Consider the following 21,983-nt stretch of genomic DNA (forward strand, 5'->3'; position numbering starts at 1 on the left):
GCGCGAAACTACTTCGCCGTCGTCGCCATTGCCGCCACTCTGCTCTGGATAAGGTAACTGTCCACACGGCCTAGCGCAGTTGGCGCGCGAAGGCAGCCGACAAGGCCCGCAATGTGCAACCGGCGCGCCGGTGCCCTGTTTCTCGCGGCTACGCAGCAAAGTCTGTGCTTTTCCAAAACACCTGACGTCTGTGAGTGAACCAAGGATTCGAATATCTGCGGAAGAAGACGGACGACGAGCGGCGACGGCTCCGGAGATGGACCTGAGGCGCGGAACACGATGCCGAACGTCCACCGTGGACAAGAGGCTGCGCCAAGCATTGTGGCGCACGTCGGGAGAGGGGCCCGGTATTCGCTGTGGCGCTCGGGGGGCGGTTCAACGCTGGGTGGACTTCGCTTCCTCGTCGTGAACGATTTTAGCCAGACCGTAGGCTAGTATTGCATCGTCGTTTCTTCCTAATTTTTTCAAGATAACACCGAGCGAGTGCCAGCGCGTGGCCTCCCGTGGCTCGAGGATGATCGCCCTCAACATGCAATTCAGGGCGGCATGAGTTTGGCCATCTTCGTCCAAGCGGACGGCGCGTTCTGCCTGTCCGGAATGAAAGTAAGGGTATAGATAGCACAATCTGTCGAAGCACTCGCGTGCCGAACCAGCCTTGCCTTGTTCGAAGGCCCGATTGATGAAGTCGTCGATCTCGTCAGCGCAAATGCTGCGATACAAACCGCGCAGGGCAGACTCGGCTTCGTCTGGATCAAATTTGCCGACGGCTCGAAATAAATCGACCGCCTCCCGTGACATATCCTCAGATCCTATTTGTGCATACTTTTGATTGTACTGAGCAGAGATCGCCTCCAAACGCTCAATATCGCCGATCTCTTCCGACGAACTTTCGGAGAAAGTGATCTGCCCATTCCGCGACGGAGCTTGCTTGCAGAGCAACTGGATCACCGCGTTCTTCATCGCGAGATCTCTGGAAGAGCCGATAGATTCCAGGAACTCTGCAAGACTGGGAGCGTTTTCGATCTCGTCCGGCTGAAATAGTTCGACCCGGCTAAACATATAAGCGTCGTCGCGAAGCAGCGTTGGCCCAGCAATGGGAGCCAGAGTTTCTGAAATTCGCGCCCATCCATCCGGCAAGGGATGCTCTCTGATTCCGAATTCCGTGACGAGATGCTGCAGGCATGTAGGTACCAGTGCCCGTTCATCGAGCATGCGGTCTTTCCAATCCGCCGTCTTGCCACTCAAAAGGCAGCAAGCGGTCGCGCACATCGTGAAATCTGACGTATATTTGAACGTGAGGAATTGGCCACTCCATATTCGAAAGAGCCTTCCGAATCCGCCTGCGTCGGCCCTGATCTCTTCAAGACGCGTCAATTTCGTAACGAACTGCAATTCGTCCTGAACCTGGAATTCGTGAAAGACCGAAACGACGGTGCTGAGCATTGGATGAAGGGCCATTTGCCCGAGCAACCACGCATCGTAGGAATCGGCACTCAACACTTGGTCAATTTCACTTTCCGCTCGGTCGAGAAGCAGCGAAAGATCGTCGGTCAACTCGGGTCGAACCGCCGGTTTGTCGAGATTGAATTCCTTGAACTGCGCGCGCGTCCATTCCGACGCACTCGACGGCGCGTGCTCGAGGAAGAAGTCAGCCAGGTCGGAGTCATCGTGAACGCAGCGGCGAGCCCTGAGTAACCAAATCATCGCCTGTATGGCCACCAGCCGGTCGACGATCACGCCTTTGATCTGAAGATCGATGACGTATTGAATTGCCGCATCGATACCGCCTGGGCTCTTCACGAGCCACAGGGCGGCTCTGACAACCTTCAGAATCATCGCCGATTGCGGACTTTCTCCCAATTGAAGATTCCAGCTCAGGTACCATGAGTTCAGGTGCCGTTCGAGCGAAACGTTTCCCGACGGTTCAAACACGCCAGCGGGTGGGGCAGTCGGCGGCCAGTCCAAAGTATTATAGATGATGGGATCACCTGATGCGATCGGCTCGCGCGATGCTTCCGGATCAATGTGGTCCAGCGCTGCCAGCAGCATCTTGAGGAATGCCAGTCGCGGAAGAATTGCCGAATTGAGAACCTCAGATGCTCTTGTGGAGTGATTGGCGAGGATTCCAAAAGCTCTCATTTGCCCAAAGAGGCTCTGGGCTATGTGCAGGATGGGCGAGCCGCGAAGTTGCACCATCGCTTACTCCTTCGCTTTCTTCCCGAATGCCTTTCCGACAACCGGAATCAATGCAAGCAGGTCCCGGCGTATGTCCCAGAGCGCCCGAAGGAGGATCGTGAGATGCTCCCGAACCGAAATGCCTTCGCTTCGAGAATAGGGGATGCCCCTTAGGGCCAGGAGTTCGCCTAACGCCCGAGTAAATGGCTTGTCCTTGGTGCGAGCTTTCCAGGAGTCATTGATGAGGCCCCAGAGTTTTCTGAGACGGTCGGTCACATCAGCCTGTACCCCGGAATTGAGCGGGACGAACACGGCCTCCTTGCCTGTAAGGCGCTCAGCAATCACCACACCGGGAAAGATGATTTGATTGTTGGGAAAAAGGCTTCGTGCGAAAGCAACAACCGGGCTCTCGGTCCGAATTGCTCCTAGTCCATCGATCTTGACGTCGCGAACGACTCGGGACTTAGGTGCCCCTTCGTAAAGGGCGAAGACATTTGGTCCGGTGTCGTTGGCGATGGAATCGCTCTTCAAGTATTGAAATACCGAGACATCGATCTTCTCGTCGACCAAAACGATCGCGAAAATGCCAGCATGACGCGCTTCCAGCTTCGCCAGCGCTTCTGAACTCAAAAGGTCCTCGGCGGAGCGAATTTCACCAGAAAAGTTCTTCGTCTCTGGCTCCGCGGATAGCGCTTCAAGCAGAGGCCTTAACGGTTCAGCCATGATCGCGGGGCTCCCAATTCTTGGTGCTGTGCCGTACTCGAATTCAGCCAGTGCGAGTTCTCATGGAGCGTGAGACTACCATAAGTTGTTTATACTTGCAGTATCGATTCCGGATCTATCGAAACTTCGTGTGCAGGGGCGTCCGGAAACCGAAAACCTCAATGATTCTGCAGCCGGTGCGACACATGAAAAGGTCGCGTGGGACAAAAAAGAGCATCCAGGATGAGCATGATGATCCGAACGGCTTTCTCATTTGTGGCTCTGCTGGCCGTGGTCCAACCCGCGATGGCCTGCCGTCACGTGCAGTGGCATACGAACACCCTGCTGGACTCGCTGCCAGCGGGGGCCCGGGGCGAGCCGGTCATCGCGCGCGTCGAGCCGATTCAGCTCTTGAGGCCTCCATGGGTCAACGGCGACGACTGGACATCGACGCCTCTGATCAGAGTACGCGTGATTGAAGCCATCAAAGGCGTGCAGGAAGGGCAGACATTCGTCGTTGATAGCCGTGGCACGTCTTGCGACCAAGCCTTTCCCCGGAACGATCCGAGATTCCAGGCTTACATGATCAACTGGCGTCCCTACATCGTGGGCCGCTTCGAATCCAGCAATTCCGGTGAAGTCTTTCGTGGCGCGTGGAGGCGAGACCTGGCGACCGGCGAGCTCTTGTTTGCGCCCTGATGATCGCGCCGCGCTTGGTTAGGGACTCACCAAGATCGTTCTGAGGTTGCAGATCTGGCCGCAAATCATCCCCTCACGCGCCGCATCGTCATCGAGTGGCGGAACCGCGAGGCCGGGTGCGTATTGATGGCGACCTGCGCGATCTTTCCCGTCGCCAACTTGTAGGTACGCTGCACTTCGAGCGCCGTCGTTCCGGCTTTCACTTTCAGTCCGCTCGCCAGGGCGGGCGAAATCAAAGCCGCGGCGATCTCCTGGTGAACTTCGACGATGCTTTGGCCGAACAGATCCTCGATCAAATGGAAGATCGGCCCTCTGTGGCGCTGCAATAGCCGGCCGACCGCGGCAAACTCTCTGTTGATATAGACCTCGGTCCAGCATACGGGAAGTTCGCTGCCCTCGGTGTGGCGGAAGCCGCGCACCGAAAGCCAATGTTCGCCGCTTGCGATTCCGGTCCGCGCGGCGAGCTTGTCGTCGATCTCGATCATTTCGATCGTGTCGATCGCGAAGCGCACGCCGGTCGCGAAGGCCACGAGGTCGTTGATCGACATGACCTCGTGGACAAAGGAATCGGCGGGGCGGGGAGGGACGACCGTCGTGCCGGCGCCTTGACGCGAGGAGACCAGATTGTCCTCGCGCAGTCGTCTCAGGGCTTCCCGCACCGTGTAGCGGCTGACCGCGAATCGTTCGCACAGCTCCTCTTCGGTCGGAAGCTGCGATCCCACAGGATGGACACCGCTTACGATCTCGTCCTTCAAGGCACGGACGACCTGGAGATACAGTGGTTCGTCGGATTTGACCTTGGCCGGCGCACGGCTCGGCGGCCTGCCTTTCGGCGTGCCGCTACGACGTGCCTTCGTGTCAATCTTCGATCCCATAACCTCTCTTGGCGATCAGCGCGGTGCGCTCGAAGCTGATGAACTGTGTCCCGTCAGCCTTTTTGCCGATTGTACGGACCGTGACAAGTCCTTGTCCGGGCCGTGAGGTCGATTCTCGCTTCGCGAGCACCTCGGATTCTGCGTAGATCGTGTCCCCGACGAATACGGGGGCCGTCAGCTTGATGTCGTTCCAGCCGAGATTGCCGACAGCTTTCTGGCTGATGTCGCTGACGCTCATGCCGACCACCATCGACAGGGTCAGGCAACTATTGACCAGCGGCCGCTTGAACTCCGACTTGGCGGCATATTCCTTGTCGAAATGCAGGGGATGGGTGTTCATCGTGATCAAGGTGAACCAGGTGTTGTCGCTCTCGGTAATGGTGCGGCCGGGCCGGTGCTCATAGACATCGCCAACGTTGAATTCGTCATAGTACCGTCCAAAGCTTTCGCGGTAGCGCTGGGGGCCGGTCTGATCGTGGCTTTGCATGCTGTCACTCCGAAGCTGGGATGTCGTTGAGGAATGCGGCCGTGTGCCCACCCAACGCAGGTTCATGCAGATTGGGCCGGGCGGGCTCGTGACGGAAGCGGATGGGGGGACCGACATGACGTCGGTTCAGCTCATCGTGCCTGATCATCCCGCGTGCGATCAGGTTCGGGTGCGCCAAAGCTTCGGGCAGGGTATTGACACGGCCATAGCAGACATCGATCGTCGCAAGATACGCGTTCCATTCCGCCAGCGTCTTCTTGCGGAATTCAGCGGCGAGGAAGTCCATGACAGGCTCTTGATGTGGCCCCGGACCCTGCAGGCACGGTTCGGCCAGATCCGGCCGACCGAACGCGCCGAGCAGGTTGTGAATGAATTTGGGCTCCTGCCCGGCGAGGACGAGATAGCGGCCATCAAGCGTTTCATAGGGGCGATAGAAGGCGGCGCCGCCGGTCGTGCGTTCGTGCGCCGGAATCGGTTGGCGGTTTTCCGCAAATGCAGGCCCCAGGACATTCAACATCCCGCCGACCATGACCTCGTGCATGCTGATGTCGATGTAGTCGCCGACTCCCGTCTGTTCGCGACGCAGCAGCGCCATCAGGACGCCAGACAATCCTTGAAGTCCGGCGAGAACGTCGGCGGCGGGAATGCCGGGCATCGCCGGCTTTTCGTCATTGCCCAGCGTCATGCTGAGCAGACCGCTTTCAGCTTCCAGGGCCAGATCGTGCGCCGGCCGGCCGCGCAGATCGCCATCCTGCCCGAATGCGCTGATCGAGCAATAGACAATGCGTGGATTGCACGCTCGCACAGCCTCGTAGCCGACGCCGAGGCGGTCCACTGTCCCCGGCCGGAATGACTCGACGAAGACGTCGGCTGTCTCGCAAAGCGAGAGCAGGGCGTCGCGTTGAGCGCGATCTTTCAGGTCGAGCACAACGCTGTTCTTGCCGCGATTGAGATTGCGAAAGAATACCGTGCTCGGCCCGTCGGAAAGCCCGATGTGCCGGCCGGGATCTCCCTCGCCGGGGGCTTCGATCTTGATGACCTCAGCGCCATGGTCGGCCATTGCCAGGGTGAGATACGGGCCCGGCAGAAACACCGAGAGGTCGATGACGCGGATACCTTCGAGCTTCATGGAGAACGAACCGGTGCAGTCGAGCGCGCCTTGCCGACATAGGTCGGATTGTCGGCCCCGTATGGCGAGCAAGCCGCCTGGCTCAGGCGCTGCCCATTGATCTTGATTGGGTTCGCAAGCACCCGCATGTTCGGCTTCGCCGGGTGCGAGATGACATTGATCATTCCCGAGGTCTGCAGGAAGGGATTGTCGAGCGCCTGCGCCAGATCAAGCACGGGGGCGACGGGCAGCACGCCATTGAGCTTGCCAAGCCAGTAGGATGTCGAATGCCGGCGCATATCGGCATCGATGATGGAGGTCAGCTCATCGCGATTGGCCTGACGCAAGGCCTGGGTAGCGAAGCGTGGATCGGAGGCAAGATCCTTCCTTTCGATCGCCTTGATCAGCTCCCCCCAGAACTTGTCGGTCATGCACATGATGAACAGCCAGCCGTCCGAGGTTGGAAAGGTCTGGACCGGAGCGACGGAATAGTGGGCGCTGCGTGGTTGCCGCGAGGAAATGTGGCCCTCGTTAAGATACCAGGTCGCGACATAGCCGAGCTGGTGCAGCGCGACGTCGAGCAGGCAGGTGTCCACGTCGCAGCCTTTGCCGGAACTGCGGGCCTGAATGATCGCGGAGAGGAGCCCCACGGCTGCGGTCAGTCCGGTGGTCTGATCGATGATCGAAGGAGCCCCGAGGCGCGACGGCGGGCCGTCAGGCTCGCCGGTCAGATGCATGAGGCCCGCTTCCGCCTGCATCAGATAATCATAGCCTGGCCATGACGCGCGATCGTTGTCCCGCCCGTAGGCCGAAAGATGGACGCACACGATGCTTGGGTTGACCGCCGCCAGTGAGCTGTAGTTGAGGCCGAGCTTCGAGGGCAGGTCGCCCCTCAAGTTGTTGAGAAGGGCGTCCGCGCCCGCCGCCAATTCCCTCAGCGCCGCCCTTCCTTCTTCGCTGCGCAGGTCGATGGCGACACTCTTCTTGTTGATATTGAAGGCCTGGAAGTACTCGCTGTCATTGGTACCCAGCATGAACGGGCCGGTCTTCCGCGACGGGTCGCCGCCGATCGCCGCGTTCTCGATCTTGATGACTTCAGCACCGAGATCGGCGAGCAGCATGGTGGCGTAGGGACCCGCGCCGAACTGCTCCACCGAAACGATGCGCACACCCTGGAGTGGCTTCATAGTGCGGGGTTCCTCTTGATGAGCTGCTTGGAGATGATGATGCGCTGCATTTCGTTGGTGCCTTCGCCGATGCAGGTTAGCGGCGCGTCGCGATACAGGCGCTCGATGTCAAATTCCCGCGAATAGCCATAGGCGCCATGGATGCGCATGCCTTCGATCGCGTTCTCGAGCGCGGCTTCGCTTGCGAAATACTTGGCCATGCCCGCCTCCATGTCGCAGCGCTCGCCGCGGTCGAATGCCTGGGCGGCGTCGAGCGTGAGCAGCCGCGCGGCACGCGCGCGGGTTGCCATATCGCCGAGCTTGAGCTGAATGGCCTGATGCTCGCAGATAGGCTTGCCGAAGGTCTTGCGGATCTGGGCGTATTCGGCAGCGAGTTTCAGCGCCCCTTCCGCGATGCCGACGCCCCGCGAAGCGACGTTGATACGGCCCAGTTCCAGTCCTCCGGTGGCCTGAAAGAAGCCCTGGCCTTCGACACCGCCGATCAGGTGATCGGCGGGCAGGCGATAATTCTCGAAAATCAATTCTGCGGTGTCGATCGACTTGTAGCCGAGCTTCGGCAGCTTGCGGCCGACCGTGAAGCCTTCCTGCTTCGGCGCAATGAACAGGCTCATGCCGTTATAGCGCGGCTGGGCGTTGGGGTTGGTCTTGACCAGCATTGCGAAGCACGAGCCTTCGGCGCCGTTGGTGATCCAGGTCTTGGTGCCGTTGATGACGTAATGGTCGCCGTCGCGCCCGGCGTTCATCCGGATGCCCTGCAGGTCGGTGCCGGCATCCGGTTCGGTCAGCGCCAGCCCGCCACGAATCTCGCCCGAGGCGAGCTTCGGCAGCCACCGCGACTTCTGCTGCGAAGTGCCGAATTTCTGGATCGCCAGAGCGAGCATCAGGTGCGAATTGATGATGCCCGTGATCGACATCCATACGGACGAGATGCTCATGACGATCTTGGCATAGGTTGATGCCGACAAACCGAGGCCGCCATATTCCGGCGCGATGACCGCCCCGAACAGGCCAAGCTCCTTCATCTGCTCGACGACCTGATGCGGATAGCGATCGGCGTGATCGTACTCGCGCACGATCGGCTTGAGCTCGCGGCCGACCCAGCGCTCGATCGTGTCCAGGATCTGGCTTTCTTCGTCCGCGCCCATCGGCGTGTAGCTGCCAAGCGCCTGCGTCATCGGGCGAATCCTCCAAAGTTATACGGACAAATTATCCGCTTCTTGCAAATTGATCTATAAACGCAGCCTTGACGACAAGTAAAGTACCAAGTAGTTGTCAGGACAAAATTGGGATCTTGATCGGGGAGGAATTATGTCGCGCATGCAATCCGGCCATCCTGAATCGTTCAATGCATCGCGCCGCGCTTTGTCGCTGCCCGTGGTGGTTCTTCCATGCCGGTAGCGGATCTTTTGATCGGCGGGATTTTGCTCGGCGGCGTCTACGCCTTGATGGCGTGCGGGCTCAATCTGATCTTCGGCGTGATGCGGGTGATCAACTTCGCGCATGGCGACATTCTTGCGATCGCCGCGCTGTCCACTGTCTCGATCGCCGTCGGTTTCAAGCTGCCGTTCTGGGTCGCCATCCTAGTGGTCCCGCTCGGTTGCGCGGTGTTCGGCATCCTCATTCATCTTCTGATCCTGCGGCGCATTGAGGGGGCGCCGATGATCATGTCGCTGCTTGCGACCTACGCGCTGTCGACGATACTGGTCAACGTGGCGATCCTGATCTGGGGCGGCGGCTACAGCGGTCTGCCCGGCGTGCTCAGCGGATCGCTGCGCGTCCTCGGCGTCAACGTATCGATCTCGCGGCTGGTGTCGTTCGCCTGCGCGATTGGTGTCAGCCTTGCCGTATGGTGGTTGCTCGAGTTCACCCGCTTCGGTCGCGCGGTGCGGTCGGTGTCGCGTGCGCCGGAGCTCGCGAGCATTTCCGGCATCGCCATCGAGCGGATTCGCCTTATGACCTTCGCGTTGGGCACGGCGATGGCCGGCTTTGCCGGCGTTCTCGTCGCGCCTGCGTTTGCGGTCGATCCGCAGCTTGGCTCGCGTTTCATCATCAAGGCCTTCGCGGTCATCATCGTCGGCGGCATGGGTAGCTATCCAGGCGCCATTGCCGCCGCGCTGCTGCTTGGTGTGATCGAGGTTGTCGGGAGCTATCTTGCCGGCGCGGTGATCGGCTCAGCCTTCCTGTTCCTGTTGATGCTGGCTGTGCTCCTGGTTCGCCCGCGCGGACTGCTTGGTGCGGGAATGCGCGTATGAACCGTATGAAGAAGGTCAATTCCCTCGGCGTCGCGGGTGTGGCCGGCGTCGCCGCACTCGTTCTGCCTTTCATCGGCTCCGACTATACCGTCTCCTTTTCCATCCAGCTCCTGATCTTCCTGGTGCTGGCCTACTCCTGGAATTGGATCGGCGGATATGCCGGCTATACCCATTTCGGACAGGTGGGCTTCATCGGCATTGGTGCATATGTCGGGTCGCTCCTGAACTTTCACTTGGGCGTGCCCTGGTATTTCGCCGCCATCATCGCGGGCCTTGCGGGAGCTTTAACCGCGATCCCGCTCGGCGGCGCCATGCTGCGCTTGAAGGGACCGTTTTTCGCCATCGGCATGTTTGGCCTGACGCGGGTATTGGAAGCCTTTGCGCTCGGCTTCGACTCCGTTACCGGCGGCGGCACCGGCATCTATCTGAAGCCGGTCAGCGATCTCCGTCCGGTCTACTATGTCGTGGCGGCAGTGGCCGGGGTCATGCTGTTCCTGACCTGGAAGCTCGACAACTCCCGGCTCGGCCTCAAGCTGCTGGCGATCCGCGAGGACGAGGATGCCGCGGAGTCGTTGGGCATTCCAACCACGCGACTGAAGATCGGCACGTTCGTGGCGTCAGCGATCGCGCCGGCTGCGATGGGCTCGCTCTATGCGGTCTATCTCGGCTTCATCGATCCGCCCACCGCCTTCGCCCCCAATATCGAGCTCACCACCATTGCGATGGTGCTGCTCGGTGGCATGGGTACGGTGCTCGGGCCGCTCTGCGGTGCGGTCGTGCTCTCCGTGGTCAACGAATTGCTGTGGGCCAACTATCCTCAGATCTACCTGGCCTCGGTCGGCGTGATCATCTTGCTTGCGGTGCTTTTCATGCCGCGTGGCATCGTCAGCCTCGGCATGAAGACCGGCTGGGTCACCGTGAGCCGGCCGCTGTTTCGCCGGCTTGCCGCACGCCATGGCGAGGCACTGTCATGAGCGACACAATCGTTGCCGTCGAGAAGGTCTCGAAGCGCTTCGCGGGCCGGATCGCGCTCGATTCCGTGGACATTGACGTGACGCGGGGTTCGATCACCGGCGTGATCGGCCCCAACGGTTCCGGCAAGTCGACGCTGTTCAACATCATTGCCGGCACGTTACGGCCCGACACCGGTCGCGTCCTGGTCGACGGGCGCAACATCACCTCGGCGTCGGCGGCGGAGATTTGCGGGCTGGGCGTTGCGCGCACCTTCCAGATCAGCCGACTGTTCGCGGAAATGACGGTGCTGGAAAATCTCGTGGCGGTCGCGCGCGGCCGTGACGATCGTGCAGCGATTGCGCTGGCAATGGAACTGCTGGAATTCCTGGAGATCGCTGATATCGCCGACCGCTGGGGAGCGGAGCTTTCCTACGGTCAACGCAAGCTCGTCGAGATCGCCCGGGCGTTGATGCTGCAGCCCAAGGTCATGCTGCTCGATGAGCCGTTCGCCGGTATCAATCCGCGCCTGCAGAACCGCATCGTCGAACATTTGAGGACGCTTTGCGCCAAGGGCATCACGGTGTTCTTCATCGATCATGAAATGCGCATCGTCCTGAACGAGTGCGATCTCGTCTACGTCCTGGCCGAGGGACGATTGATCGCCCACGGCGATACCGCGACCGTCCGCAACGACGCCAGGGTATTGCAGGCCTATTTCTGAACAAAAAACCGCGCACAGTTGCAGGGAGGAAAGAGATGATATGGAGGTTCGTTCTGGCGGCAGCCGTAACCGTTGCCGCGCTTGCGCCAGCCGCCTTTGGCAACGCGGCTGAGCCGGTGCGGATCGGCGTGGCGTTGTCGCAGACCGGCAATCTCGCGGACTCCGCGGGGCCATATTTCAAGGGCCTCGACCTCTGGCGCGAACAGGCCAATGCTCGCGGCGGACTGGCCGGCCGCCCGATCGAGTTCGTCGTCTATGACGACCGCTCGGATCCGGCGACTGCGGCGCGGCTCTATGAGAAATTGATCACCAATGACAAAGTCAACCTTGTGATGTCCTCGTTGGGATCGGCGACCGCCGCCACGGGGTCGGCGGTGGCGGAGAAGCACAAGGTTATCATGATCAATGGCGGCGGCGCGGCTGAAGCCATCCAGCAGCGCGGTTTCAAATATGTATTCCAGACCGCCGCGCGGATCTCTTCCTATGCTGACGGCATCGTGCCGATAAGCGGGAAGTATCACGTCAAGTCGATAGCGCTGGTCTCGCGCGACTATGCCGCCGCACGCGACATCAGCAAGGCGATCAAGGAGTCGCTGAGCGGCAAGGACGTCAAGGTGGTGATAGACGAATATTTTCCGGCCGGCACTGCCGACTTCTCGTCCCAGATCGCCAAGGGACAGCAGCTACAGCCCGACCTTTGGATCGGATTGCTTTACCCAAGCGAGGCCATCGAAACGGTCCGCCAGTTTCACTCGATGAACTACATGCCGAAATTCTTCATCGCCAATGGCGTCTCGCAGGAGGATTTCATCACCTCCGCGGGGAAGGACGCTGAATATGCGCTCGGCATGTCGCTCTACGAGCCGTCGCTGCCGAGCGAAGGCAACAAGGAGTTCGTCAAGACCTACCGCGACAAATACGGCGTCGACCCCGGCTACTACGCGGCCTTTGGGTTCGTCGCCGGCACGGTGCTTGAGGCCGCTGTGAAGAAAGCGGGCTCGATCGACACCGAAAAGGTTCGCGAGGTTCTCACCACCTTGAAGCTGGGCACGGTGATGGGCAAGCATGAGGTCGATCCGACCACCTATATGCAGATCGGCGTACGCGGCCTCGTGGTTCAGGTCCAGAATGGAAAACGCGAGGTGATCTGGCCGGAGGAATACAAGACCGCCGAGCCGAAATTGCCGATCCCCGCCTGGGACAAGCGCTGAGGTCCGCATGACCGTGATCCCTGCGCCACTTGAGGTTCGGAACGTCACGTCGGGCTATGGCGACGTCGCGGTCATCCGCGGCGCGAGCCTGGTTTTCCCGAAGGGTGTGATCACGACCATCGTCGGCTCGAACGGCGCCGGCAAGTCGACGGTGGTCAAAGTCGCGGCTGGCCTGCTGCGAGCCTGGAAGGGCAACATCAAGGTGCACGGCACCGACATTACCCGAGAGCCTGCCGACCGGCGGGTCTACCGCGGCATTGCTTATGTCCCGCAGGGCCGCATCGTCGTTCCGGAAATGACGGTGCGCGACAATCTGATGATCGGCGCGCATATTCTCGGCAACAACCGCGCGAGGATCGAGGCGGCGACCGAGCGTGTGATGCAGTTGTTTCCTGCACTCAAGCCACGCATGAAGCAGCAGGCCGATACCATGAGCGGCGGCGAGCAGCAGATGCTTGCAATCGGCCGGGCGCTGATGACGAGCCCTGAGATCATCATGCTTGACGAACCCTCGCTTGGCCTATCGCCGAAATTTGTCGATATCGTCTTCGAGCGGCTGATGTCGCTGCGTGACGAGGGCATGACCGTGGTGATGGTCGAGCAGAAGGCTTCGCACGCCCTCGGCATCTCCGACCGCGGCTATGTCATGCACCTCGGCCAGGTGGCCTGTGAAGGCAGCGCTAAGGATTTGCTGGCCAATGAGGATGTCAAGCGGCTGTTTCTCGGAGAGATCCCGGAAAGCATGAAGGCGCTGAGCTTCACCGATGCATGAAAAGTCAGAGTCCGCCAACGTCGCTTCCGTTGTCGATGAAGCCATTAACTCGCGCCAATCCGTGCGGGCTTTCCTGCCGACGCCGGTCGCGCGCTCCACCGTCGAGGAACTGCTGAGGCTCGCGAGCCGCAGCGCCAGCGGCAGCAACATCCAGCCATGGCGGGTTCGGGTGATCGCGGGGGACGTCAAGCAACGGTTGACGAAAGCGATCTTCGATGCCGTCGCGCGCGACGGCTTCGGGCCGTATCAGCGCGAATGGAACTATTACCCCGTTAACTGGCGCGAGCCGTTCCTGTCCCGCCGCCGCAAGATCGGCTGGGACATGTACAGCCTGCTTGGCGTCGCCAAAGGCGATTTCGAGGGCACGCAGCAGGCGCGGATGCGCAATTACGAATTCTTCGGCGCTCCCGTCGGCATCATCTTCACGCTCGACGAAGACCTGGAGATGGGGAGCTGGCTCGATCTCGGGATTTATCTCGGCACGCTCATGATCGCAGCACGCGGTCGGGGACTGCACACCTGCCCGCAAGCGGCATTCGCCGATTTCCACAAGATCATCCGGCCGATCCTCAACATTCCCGAGAAGGAGGTCGTCATCTGCGGGATGGCGCTCGGCCACGTCGATCCGGAGGCGTCGATCAACGCGCTTGTGACCGAGCGCGCGGCGCTGGAGGATTTCGTCACCGTCGAAGGCTTGTGAGGCCGCGATGTCGCTCAGTCTTCCCCAGAAGATGGTTGTCGCCGAAGTCGGCCCGCGCGATGGGCTGCAGAGCTTCGCAGGCTGGATCGACACCGACACCAAGGTCGCGATGATTGATCGCTTGTCCGATCTTGGGCTGCCGGTCATCGAAGTCTCGAGCTTTGCCCATCCGAAGGCCGTTCCGCATTTGCGCGATGCGGAGGAGGTGTTCGAGCGTATCAAGCGGCGGCCGGGAACGGTGTACCGTGCGCTGGTGCCGAACGCCCGCGGCGCCCAGCGCGGCACCAAGGTTCGGGTCGACGAGATGCTCGGCCTCATCACCATCAGCGCGACCTATACGCGCAAGAACCAGAATATGACGATCGACGAGGCGATCGCGCAGAACCTCAAATCGTTTCGGATCGCCGAAGCGCGATCAATCCCCTTCGTCATGGCGCTCGGCATGGCATTCTGGTGCGCTTATGAGGGATTGATTCCGGAAGACAATGTTATCGCCGTGGTCCGCCGCCTGCATGACGGCGGCGTGCGTCGTTTCTATCTCGCGGGCTCGCTCGGCATGGAGGATCCGGCGCACGTCAATCGCCTGTTCTCCCGCCTCGTCGAGCTGTTTCCGGATTCGGCCTTTGGTTTTCACATCCATAATCTCGCGGGGATGGCGACGGCCAACATCCTCGCCGCGCTGGATGCCGGCGTTGCATGGCTCGAGGGCGCGATCTGCGGGATCGGCGGCGGCATCGCAATGCCGACCAAGCTCGGCTCAGTCGGCAATTTTCCGACTGAGGATCTGGTCGCGATGCTGGATGAGATGGGGATTGCGACGGGGATCGATCCGGAGCAAGCGGTGCTCGCGTCGCATGAGATCGCACGACTGCTGCGAATCGAGCCGAAGAGCCATCGCGCGAACGGAGCCACGCGCAAGTCCGTAAGCGAACTCGGCGCCCACAACCCTGATATGAGATACTCATGATCTCCAAGGTGACCTTTCGATCGCTTCTCGCCGTGCCGGCTACATCGCCGCGCTTTCTCGAGAAGGCCGCACAAGCGCCAGCGGATGCGATCTTCATCGATCTGGAGGATGCGGTGATCGCCCCGCTGAAGGAGGGGGCAAGGGGTGATGCGATCAAGGCCATCAACGAGCTCGATTGGGGCCGGCGCGTCGTCGCCGTTCGCGTCAACGGTTTCGGCACCCCTTGGGGCTGCCGCGACATCCTGGACGTGGTCGAGGCCTGCGCGCGGCTCGATTACATCTTGCTTCCGAAATGCGAATCCGCCGCCGACGTGCACGCGGTCGAGGTCATGATCGCGTCTGCTGAGGCGGCCGCGCCGCGCGAGCGTAAGGTGGGTATCATGGGACTGATTGAGACGCCGTCCGGGGTTGCCAACGTCGAAGCTATCGCCGGCTCGGGCGGTCGGCTTGGCGCCTTGGTGTTCGGAGGCGGCGACTATCAGCTCGATCTGGGAAGCTTCCAGCGGGCGGTCGGCGCGCCGTCCGCCGACTACGTGGTGCTGACCGACGACGACGGGCGCGGCGGGCGGGAACGCCACTGGAACGACCTTTGGCATTTCGCGACCGCGAGGATCGCGAACGCCTGCCGGGCCTTCGGTCTTCTGCCGATCGACGGCCCGTTCTCGGTGATCCGTGATGCGGACGGCTTGCGCGCAGCGGCAAGGCGTGCAGCGGCGCTAGGCTACGAAGGCAAGATGGCGATCCATCCCTCGCAGATCGACACCATCCACGAGGTTCTGACGCCATCAGCGGATCAGATCGCGTGGGCGCGCGAGCTGATCGATGCCATGGAAGTGGCGGCTCGTGAGGGTAGGGGCGCGGTAAAGGACAAGAACGGCGACATGATCGACCTTATGCACGTCAAGCTTGCCAATAAGCTCCTCGAACGGGTGGCCCGCATCCGGAGCGTATCATGAGCGCGCTGGCGGGAATCCGGGTCCTCGATCTTGGTACGTTCATCGCCGGGCCGCACTGCGCCACCATCCTTGGCGAGTTCGGCGCCGAAGTCATCAAGGTCGAGCCTCCAAAGACTGGCGACTCGCTCCGGCGGCTCGGAACCAATACCGATTGCGGCGATACCCTGGTGTGGCTGTCCGAAGCGCGCAACAAGAAGTGCGTGACGCTGGATCTCGGCAGCGAGCGGGGGCGTGAACTCCTCCGGCAACTTGCGGCGAAGTGCGACATCATCGTGGAGAACTTCCGACCCGGCACACTCGAAAAATGGGGGCTCGGTTACGACGAACTTAAACAGATCAATCGGGGCGCGATCCTCGTTCGGATCTCGGCCTATGGACAGGACGGGCCGATGCGCGCGCAGCCGGGCTTTGCGCGCATTGCGCACGCGTTCTCCGGATTGACCTATCTCGCCGGCGAATCCGGCGGCGTCCCCGTGGTGCCGGGTTCGACCTCACTCGCAGACTACATGTCCGGGATGTACGGTGCGATCGGAGCCTTGGTCGCGTTGCGCGCCCGGGAGACGACCGGTGAGGGCCAATGCATCGACCTGGCGCTCTACGAGTCCGTATTCCGTGTGCTCGACGAGATCGCGCCGGCATTCCAGAAGTTTGGTTATGTGCGCGAGCGCATGGGGGCCGACACGGTGAATGTCTGCCCGCACAGCCACTCTACCAGACCAAGGACGGCAAATGGGTGGCCATCGCCTGTACGAGCGATCAGATGTTCGCGCGCTTGGCGGAAGCGATGGGCCGGCCGGATCTCGCCTCGGCAGAGGGTTACGGTCCGAAGGACCTTCGACTCGCTGCCCGCGAGGAGGTCAACGCGATCGTCGGCAACTGGGTCGCCTCGCTCGACTGTGAAGCCGTGCTCAAGCTCTGCGCCACCGGTGGCGTCCCAGCGAGCCTGATCTATAGCATCGAGGACATTTTCAGGGATCCGCAGTACCGTGCGCGGGGTAACATCCAAATGAAGGACTCCCGCGCCGGTACGATCGCGGTTCCGGATGTGGTGCCACGCCTTTCGGAGACGCCGGGCGAGATCCGCTGGCTGGGCGCCGGCCTCGGCGCCCAAAACCATGAGGTCTATGGCAAATTGCTGGGGCTTGGCCCGGATGAGATCGACGATTTGCGAAGGAACGGGATAATCTGACCGTTCCTCAAGATTGCTTCGATCGGCATTCGAGACCGCCCGACGTCTCTCCGCTCACCTCGGCAAAACACCTACGCAGAACGGTTGATCGGTTCAATCTGGAGGGAATTCCTGGGCTATGGCGGGGCCGATGACGGCGCACGCCGGACCAACGAGATCGGGCCAAAGACCGAAGAACCCAAAAGCCCGACGGCTCTATCCAAATCATCGGCGCCGGAATGCTGACCAGCCAGGAAAAGCAAATCCTGACGGACGAAGAACGGCAGAATCTCGTTCAATAGGGGTTGCCGGCGTTTTGTGGAATTTCGCCTGCGGCGCGACCGAGATACCATCGACAAGGCGATCAAGAGGCGACGGTGTTGCGCTTGCAACACCGTCATGAAAGGGCGCTCCCTAGAGCATGATCTTTTCGGAAAACCGGTTTCCACTTTTCCGGATCATGCTCTAGCATTTCGTCCCGCTCAGCACTTCGGCTTCGCCCTTCGGTCATGATCTTTCCAATTCGGTTATCGCTCATGGGCGACAGGCAAGCTGTCGATACTCCACAAGCCTAAGGACTTGTCCGAATAGTCGCCGCCGGCTTCCGTGCAACCCTCATTGAGTGTTGTATCCGGACTGGGAAACAGAAATGGAGCAGACCGAAGGTTCAGCGGCCGCCAGTCTCCATCTTCAATATCACGGTTCTGGCGAATACCCGGGAACGTCGTCGTTAGCAGCCATTTGCTTCCGGATCGCTTGATGTTTTCGATCGCGCGGTTGATCTGCGCAAATGAGAAATGCACGAAACAATCCCTGCACAAGACAAGATCGTGTCGTGGAATTGGGTCTTCGACGATGTCCATGCGTCGAAATTCCCGGTCATCCTTGCTATGCTTCAGCAAGTTGGCCTCGATGATCTCAGGTACAATATCGGCGCCAAGATATCGAATATCATCCAGGTCAGTCTCAGCCATCCATGAGAAGTCGCCGCAGGGCAGATCCAGCACCGTTCTCACGCCCAGACTGCGCAGCAAATCCGACAATTCCTTGCGAAGCTTCTGCGTCGCGGTGATTTCAGAGCCGACGCCCGATACAGACGATTTTGCTCCCCAAAGATTGGTCTGATAGATCAGTTTGAAGCGCGCGGCGCGATCGAGGCCGATGAATTCCTGTCGTCGCTCCGCAAACCGCCTTTCGGCAAGTGCCGGACTACGTTCCCTACCAAGAAGGGTCACACAGGAACGAAGAAGCTCATATTGGCTCGCCGAGGTCTCGTTAAAGGCTTCGGCTCTGTTGCTGACGATATCGTCGTAGCCGATCGGACTAACGAATTGGCCCGCCGTAAAATCAACTCTGCGTCCATCGAGGCAATTGTAGAAATGCCACGCCCCATCAACGTTTGTCTTCAGGATATCTCCACCGAGCATTTCCTGAACCACCAAGGCGGTGACTGCGCATTGCCCTGCTGCCGGGGTGTCGCACTGCCATTTGCTGCTGGTCTCGGCAGACCATGATTGTTGCAGCCGTCTATAAAGATCAAGGTATGATGAACATCCGGCCGTCAAAGGTGGATCCCCGTTGTGGCGGGCACCACAGTAGCGGGTGAGGCCAGATCCGACAACCATTGGATGAGTGGCCGCCTTCACTCGAGCCGGGTTCGTCCCGGCTACCCGCACATTCGAGCTGCCTATCAGCACGTCGGCTACCGGGCCAATACCAGACTTGGCCGCTGCCATCACATGATCGATTTCGCCTTATGATGCACAGCGGACCAAGCCATCTGATTTGCTTGCGACACACGTGGCGTCAGCGGTGGTGCGACCTGACCCGAATTGTCGGGACGATCACAAAATCAGGGTTGGCAGCGCAGTAGGCCAAGCGGCCTGATGCGGTAGCCTGACATTGCTGGTAGCTGGTGAATCCACAATCGCCCGTGCCAGCAAACTCTTCGCCTTGGAGGCAGTACCGGTACTCGCTAGCTGCGACCGGGGTTACGCCAGTTGCGAGGACGGTCGCGGACGTCGCGAGAGCAAGAAGGAAGGTACGCATCTTTCTCTCCCACGTTGAAGTGCCCCACTCGACGCTGGGACCAAACGTGGGGGTTCGACGTGAACTGGCTCACATCACTGGATTAAAATTTTCGAGATCGACCGCGCAGATGATCGTAAGCAATGGTCCTTGGAGCTTAGGAGCGCCGAAAATGTTAACCTCTCCGCCTTCAGAATGCCGTCAGCCCTGACGGTACAGTCTTTTATGGACCGGCGGTGCGACACAGCCGCCACGACATCCTGGTAGACGTCCGTGAAAGACTGGCGCAATCTCATGCGTTGTGATCCGCACGAGGAGCAGTCAAATGAAGGCCATGTCAGCGCTCGCAGCACTGGTGCTTTTGCTCGCCCCGGCTTCCGGCGCACAGGCATCCACGTTCGGTCATTGGTGTGAGCGGGCGGTGAAACAGCGGATGCTGACGCCCTCAGCGTATCGCCGGGTCAATCTCATCGAATGGCAGCAGCCGGTCTTCTTCACCCCCTATTTTGCCTGGCCTCCGCAGCAGCCGCACAGCCGCCTCGAGGCGTTCGTAGAGTATGACATTCACAACAGGTTCGGCGTTCCGCTGCGGTCTATGGCCAAGTGCGTCTATGGTCGAGAAAGCGGTTGGCCTTGATATGCCCTGTACCGCGATTCAGGTGTGCGTCGGCCAGTGTCGCTCGCGGAACCAGGTGCGGTACTCCGACGACATCTTCGTGCGCTGCGCCTGCGGCGCATGCCGCTTGCAGGTGGATGCCTCCTCGCTGTTATCTGGCGCGCCCCACCTCACCTCGACGCAGTCGTTCGGGTTATAGGCCATCTCGAAGCTCGCGGCCCGGTCGAGGACCTCCTTGAGCGACAGCGTCCACTGCGAGCCATCGCTGCGGGTGTAGGATATTTTTCGCGAGGCGAGTTCGGACGCAAGCACCCCTTGCAGCTCGCTTTGCACGTCCGCGATGCTCCTGCCGTTCGGCATCGCGTAGCGCGCCCCACGCCGCACGACGCGGTCAGGATAACCCCGCACGACGTCCATCGCGATCAACAGGCGGAAATCGCGCGCCGGTGTGGAGTAATCCTCCCAGGCGCCCGAGGTCTCGAAGATCGAGGGGCCGTTGGGCATGGCCACCTCGCCGGCCTGCTTCTCCTGATATTTTCGTCCGTTTTCGACCGAGGTCACACGCGTCTTCACCTGCTCGTTCAGGCTAGCGATGGCGTCCGTCATGGCTTTCACGGGATCGAGAGGCTCGGGCGACATCACGTCATCCATGCGATCGTAAAAATCCTCGGCACTCATCTTTGACTGATCAAGCGAAAAATCGGCGTACTGCGGATTGTTGGTGATTTCGGCGTTGGCCAACCGCCGCAACGAACCGCCTTTGTCGCGCACGATCGGCCGGAAGTGCTTGAAGCCCGGGCTGCCGAGCGCAGGATCGTGCACGAACAGGAAATTGCCGCGCCAGAAACGCTTTCGCGTGATCGACCCGTCCGGCTCGGCATCGACGGCGAGGAAGACGCCCGGCTTGCCGTCCATCTCCGGCACGCGATGAACGAGCATCAACACGTGTCCATAGGGGTCGGCGTACACCGTGCCCGGGCGGAGCGTATCTTGCGCCAGCGGAACGGTGTAGAAATCGGTGTTCTCGTCGCTCGCGGCGACCCGCACGGCGCCGGTATGCACGACGTCGCCGACGTCCCGCAGATATTCACCGAACGTTGTCGGCGGCTTTGGCTGCGGCTTCTGCGGAGCCGCAGCCGGCGCTGGTGTCTGGGCCGACGGGGGCCCGCCGAACATGTTCAGGATCCTCGGCGTCTGCCCAGGCAGCGTGGCGTCGGCGATCGTCGCCGGTGCGATCTCCTGTTCGGGCGGCGCCGGCGGACGTGTCACCTCCGGATGCTCCATGTCGAACCACTGGTAGCATTTGGGCGCCCTGCCGCCGGTGCCGCGTGAGCAATTGGAATAGCCGAACGGCAGCCCCACCTTGTAGGCAAAATAGGCGCGCAGGAAATACACGAAGTCGGCGCAGTCGGGGCGTAGGCCGGTCTTCACACTGTCTTCACCGCGACCAAGATAGTTGAACAGGAAATTGCGTGACCGGTCGCGCAGGACTTCATGCCAGGCTTTCCAGGACAGATCCTGATCGGGAGGCGCGTCGAACAGTTTCTCGATCCACGCCGAGAACAAGGCTTCCGTCTCGTGATTCCAGCCGTTGTGCACCTTCCAGAAGCGGCCGGGGGGAATAGCCACAGGGGCCGGTTTGCGCGCGCTCACGGAGATGTCGTGAGTGATCGTGCTGCAATCCGCCGTCGGGTGGTCGAGCGCGAGCGTGGCGTGCCACGTCCCCGCGGCCGGCTCGGCAACCTCGGCGAACCAGGAGTACGGCGCACCGCCGTGCCGATCGGACGATTTGGCCGCGACGCTTCCGTCGGGCGCGACCAGCGACATCACACCCTCGAGCGGCTTTTCACTGACGATCATGACGCGCAGCGGCGCCCCCTTCCAAGGAGCGAACGGCGAGGGCAAGACCGAGATCTCGGCCGCCTCCCGGCACGGGCCCGACGCCGCGTGGGCCGGCGATCCCACTGTTGCGAAAATGAACGCGGCTGTTGCAGCAGAAAACCGGCTGGCGAGATGCATTTTGACAACCTTTCTGGAGGAAGCCGGAACCGCACTCGGCCCTTCCGATCCCCACCCGGACGTCCTGGCTCGGCCGCTGCTATTTTCACGCGCCGTCGCTGTCCCGGCTGAGGTCAGTTGCCACTCCAGCCGGCGAAGCTCTCAAAGCAGAAGCCGAGCATGCGAATAACCGAGGACCACGATTGTCAGGCGAAACGCCGTAGATATGGCGAAAACCGGCGCGGCGCGATTTTGTGAAGTGGTTGTGGCCGCGCTGCCACGCAGAGGTCAGTGATACTGACCAATGCGGGATGTCCCTGCGGGTCCAAAAAGCGGCGGTCGAGGCAGGCGCACAGCGATGTCCGCCCTGGTTCAGACAACCGACATGGTGAAAGCGCGCGCGGTTC

General features: G+C 60.9%; 20 protein-coding genes and 1 pseudogene. 11 read left to right on the plus strand and 10 right to left on the minus strand.

Features of this window, described 5'->3' with window-relative positions; translation table 11 throughout:
- Window positions 1–375: 375 nt before the first annotated feature.
- Window positions 376–2,196, minus strand: coding sequence for a tetratricopeptide repeat protein (locus AAFX91_RS13315; protein ID WP_394566793.1), 1,821 nt, complete (start codon window positions 2,194–2,196; stop codon window positions 376–378).
- Window positions 2,197–2,199: 3 nt separating this feature from the next.
- A complete protein-coding gene (locus AAFX91_RS13320; RefSeq protein WP_394566794.1) occupies window positions 2,200–2,898 on the minus strand; it encodes a hypothetical protein in 699 nt (232 codons plus the stop codon).
- A gap of 222 nt (window positions 2,899–3,120) precedes the next feature.
- Between AAFX91_RS13320 and AAFX91_RS13325 the strand changes: the two genes are divergently transcribed.
- Complete coding sequence (locus AAFX91_RS13325) at window positions 3,121–3,576, plus strand: hypothetical protein (RefSeq protein ID WP_394566795.1); 456 nt, start codon at window positions 3,121–3,123, stop codon at window positions 3,574–3,576.
- A gap of 65 nt (window positions 3,577–3,641) precedes the next feature.
- Here AAFX91_RS13325 and AAFX91_RS13330 read toward each other — a convergent pair whose 3' ends face one another.
- From AAFX91_RS13330 to AAFX91_RS13350, 5 genes are read right to left on the minus strand one after another with little or no spacing between them, the layout of a single operon-like run.
- A complete protein-coding gene (locus AAFX91_RS13330) occupies window positions 3,642–4,451 on the minus strand; it encodes a GntR family transcriptional regulator (protein ID WP_394566796.1) in 810 nt (269 codons plus the stop codon).
- Window positions 4,435–4,938: a MaoC family dehydratase gene (locus AAFX91_RS13335; protein ID WP_394566797.1), complete on the minus strand. Its 504-nt coding sequence runs from the start codon at window positions 4,936–4,938 to the stop codon at window positions 4,435–4,437. Before AAFX91_RS13335 ends, AAFX91_RS13330 begins: the two co-directional genes overlap by 17 nt.
- A gap of 4 nt (window positions 4,939–4,942) precedes the next feature.
- Entirely contained in the window at window positions 4,943–6,067 is a 1,125-nt protein-coding gene (locus tag AAFX91_RS13340; RefSeq protein ID WP_394566798.1) for a CaiB/BaiF CoA transferase family protein, read from the minus strand.
- A complete protein-coding gene (locus AAFX91_RS13345) occupies window positions 6,064–7,233 on the minus strand; it encodes a CaiB/BaiF CoA transferase family protein (RefSeq protein ID WP_394566799.1) in 1,170 nt (389 codons plus the stop codon). Before AAFX91_RS13345 ends, AAFX91_RS13340 begins: the two co-directional genes overlap by 4 nt.
- Window positions 7,230–8,408, minus strand: coding sequence for an acyl-CoA dehydrogenase family protein (locus tag AAFX91_RS13350; RefSeq protein WP_394566800.1), 1,179 nt, complete (start codon window positions 8,406–8,408; stop codon window positions 7,230–7,232). Before AAFX91_RS13350 ends, AAFX91_RS13345 begins: the two co-directional genes overlap by 4 nt.
- A 213-nt stretch (window positions 8,409–8,621) precedes the next feature.
- Here AAFX91_RS13350 and AAFX91_RS13355 point away from each other — a divergent pair, with 213 nt between their 5' ends.
- The 9 genes and pseudogenes from AAFX91_RS13355 (at window position 8,622) to AAFX91_RS13395 (ending at window position 16,955) form a co-directional block, all read left to right on the plus strand.
- A complete protein-coding gene (locus AAFX91_RS13355) occupies window positions 8,622–9,485 on the plus strand; it encodes a branched-chain amino acid ABC transporter permease (protein WP_394566801.1) in 864 nt (287 codons plus the stop codon).
- Window positions 9,482–10,459, plus strand: coding sequence for a branched-chain amino acid ABC transporter permease (locus tag AAFX91_RS13360; RefSeq protein ID WP_394566802.1), 978 nt, complete (start codon window positions 9,482–9,484; stop codon window positions 10,457–10,459). The genes AAFX91_RS13355 and AAFX91_RS13360 overlap by 4 nt, the downstream gene beginning before the upstream one ends.
- Window positions 10,456–11,160, plus strand: coding sequence for an ABC transporter ATP-binding protein (locus tag AAFX91_RS13365; protein ID WP_282530213.1), 705 nt, complete (start codon window positions 10,456–10,458; stop codon window positions 11,158–11,160). Before AAFX91_RS13360 ends, AAFX91_RS13365 begins: the two co-directional genes overlap by 4 nt.
- 35 nt (window positions 11,161–11,195) lie before the next feature.
- Window positions 11,196–12,371 carry an amino acid ABC transporter substrate-binding protein gene (locus AAFX91_RS13370; RefSeq protein ID WP_394566803.1) on the plus strand — a complete coding sequence of 392 codons (1,176 nt, stop codon included), beginning with the start codon at window positions 11,196–11,198 and terminating at the stop codon, window positions 12,369–12,371.
- Between the two features lie 7 nt (window positions 12,372–12,378).
- A complete protein-coding gene (locus AAFX91_RS13375; protein WP_282530215.1) occupies window positions 12,379–13,143 on the plus strand; it encodes an ABC transporter ATP-binding protein in 765 nt (254 codons plus the stop codon).
- Window positions 13,136–13,843 carry a nitroreductase gene (locus tag AAFX91_RS13380; RefSeq protein WP_394566804.1) on the plus strand — a complete coding sequence of 236 codons (708 nt, stop codon included), beginning with the start codon at window positions 13,136–13,138 and terminating at the stop codon, window positions 13,841–13,843. The genes AAFX91_RS13375 and AAFX91_RS13380 overlap by 8 nt, the downstream gene beginning before the upstream one ends.
- 7 nt (window positions 13,844–13,850) lie before the next feature.
- Window positions 13,851–14,810: a hydroxymethylglutaryl-CoA lyase gene (locus AAFX91_RS13385; RefSeq protein WP_394566805.1), complete on the plus strand. Its 960-nt coding sequence runs from the start codon at window positions 13,851–13,853 to the stop codon at window positions 14,808–14,810.
- Complete coding sequence (locus tag AAFX91_RS13390; RefSeq protein WP_394566806.1) at window positions 14,807–15,766, plus strand: HpcH/HpaI aldolase/citrate lyase family protein; 960 nt, start codon at window positions 14,807–14,809, stop codon at window positions 15,764–15,766. The genes AAFX91_RS13385 and AAFX91_RS13390 overlap by 4 nt, the downstream gene beginning before the upstream one ends.
- Window positions 15,763–16,955, plus strand: a pseudogene (locus AAFX91_RS13395) (CaiB/BaiF CoA transferase family protein). Before AAFX91_RS13390 ends, AAFX91_RS13395 begins: the two are co-directional and overlap by 4 nt.
- Window positions 16,956–17,461: 506 nt before the next feature.
- Here AAFX91_RS13395 and AAFX91_RS13400 read toward each other — a convergent pair.
- Together AAFX91_RS13400 and AAFX91_RS13405 are read right to left on the minus strand one after the other, a co-directional pair.
- A complete protein-coding gene (locus AAFX91_RS13400; RefSeq protein ID WP_394566807.1) occupies window positions 17,462–18,670 on the minus strand; it encodes a class I SAM-dependent methyltransferase in 1,209 nt (402 codons plus the stop codon).
- A gap of 70 nt (window positions 18,671–18,740) precedes the next feature.
- Window positions 18,741–18,983: a DUF3551 domain-containing protein gene (locus tag AAFX91_RS13405; protein ID WP_130581505.1), complete on the minus strand. Its 243-nt coding sequence runs from the start codon at window positions 18,981–18,983 to the stop codon at window positions 18,741–18,743.
- Between the two features lie 304 nt (window positions 18,984–19,287).
- On the opposite strand from AAFX91_RS13405, the gene AAFX91_RS13410 reads away from it, so the two are divergent.
- Window positions 19,288–19,599, plus strand: coding sequence for a hypothetical protein (locus AAFX91_RS13410; protein WP_130581506.1), 312 nt, complete (start codon window positions 19,288–19,290; stop codon window positions 19,597–19,599).
- Window positions 19,600–19,617: 18 nt separating this feature from the next.
- Here the strand turns inward: AAFX91_RS13410 and AAFX91_RS13415 are convergent, their stop codons facing one another.
- Window positions 19,618–21,597: a hypothetical protein gene (locus tag AAFX91_RS13415; RefSeq protein ID WP_394566808.1), complete on the minus strand. Its 1,980-nt coding sequence runs from the start codon at window positions 21,595–21,597 to the stop codon at window positions 19,618–19,620.
- Window positions 21,598–21,983 lie beyond the last annotated feature (386 nt).

The organism is Bradyrhizobium sp. 31Argb, from assembly GCF_043638955.1.
Taxonomy (GTDB): Bacteria; Pseudomonadota; Alphaproteobacteria; order Rhizobiales; family Xanthobacteraceae; genus Bradyrhizobium.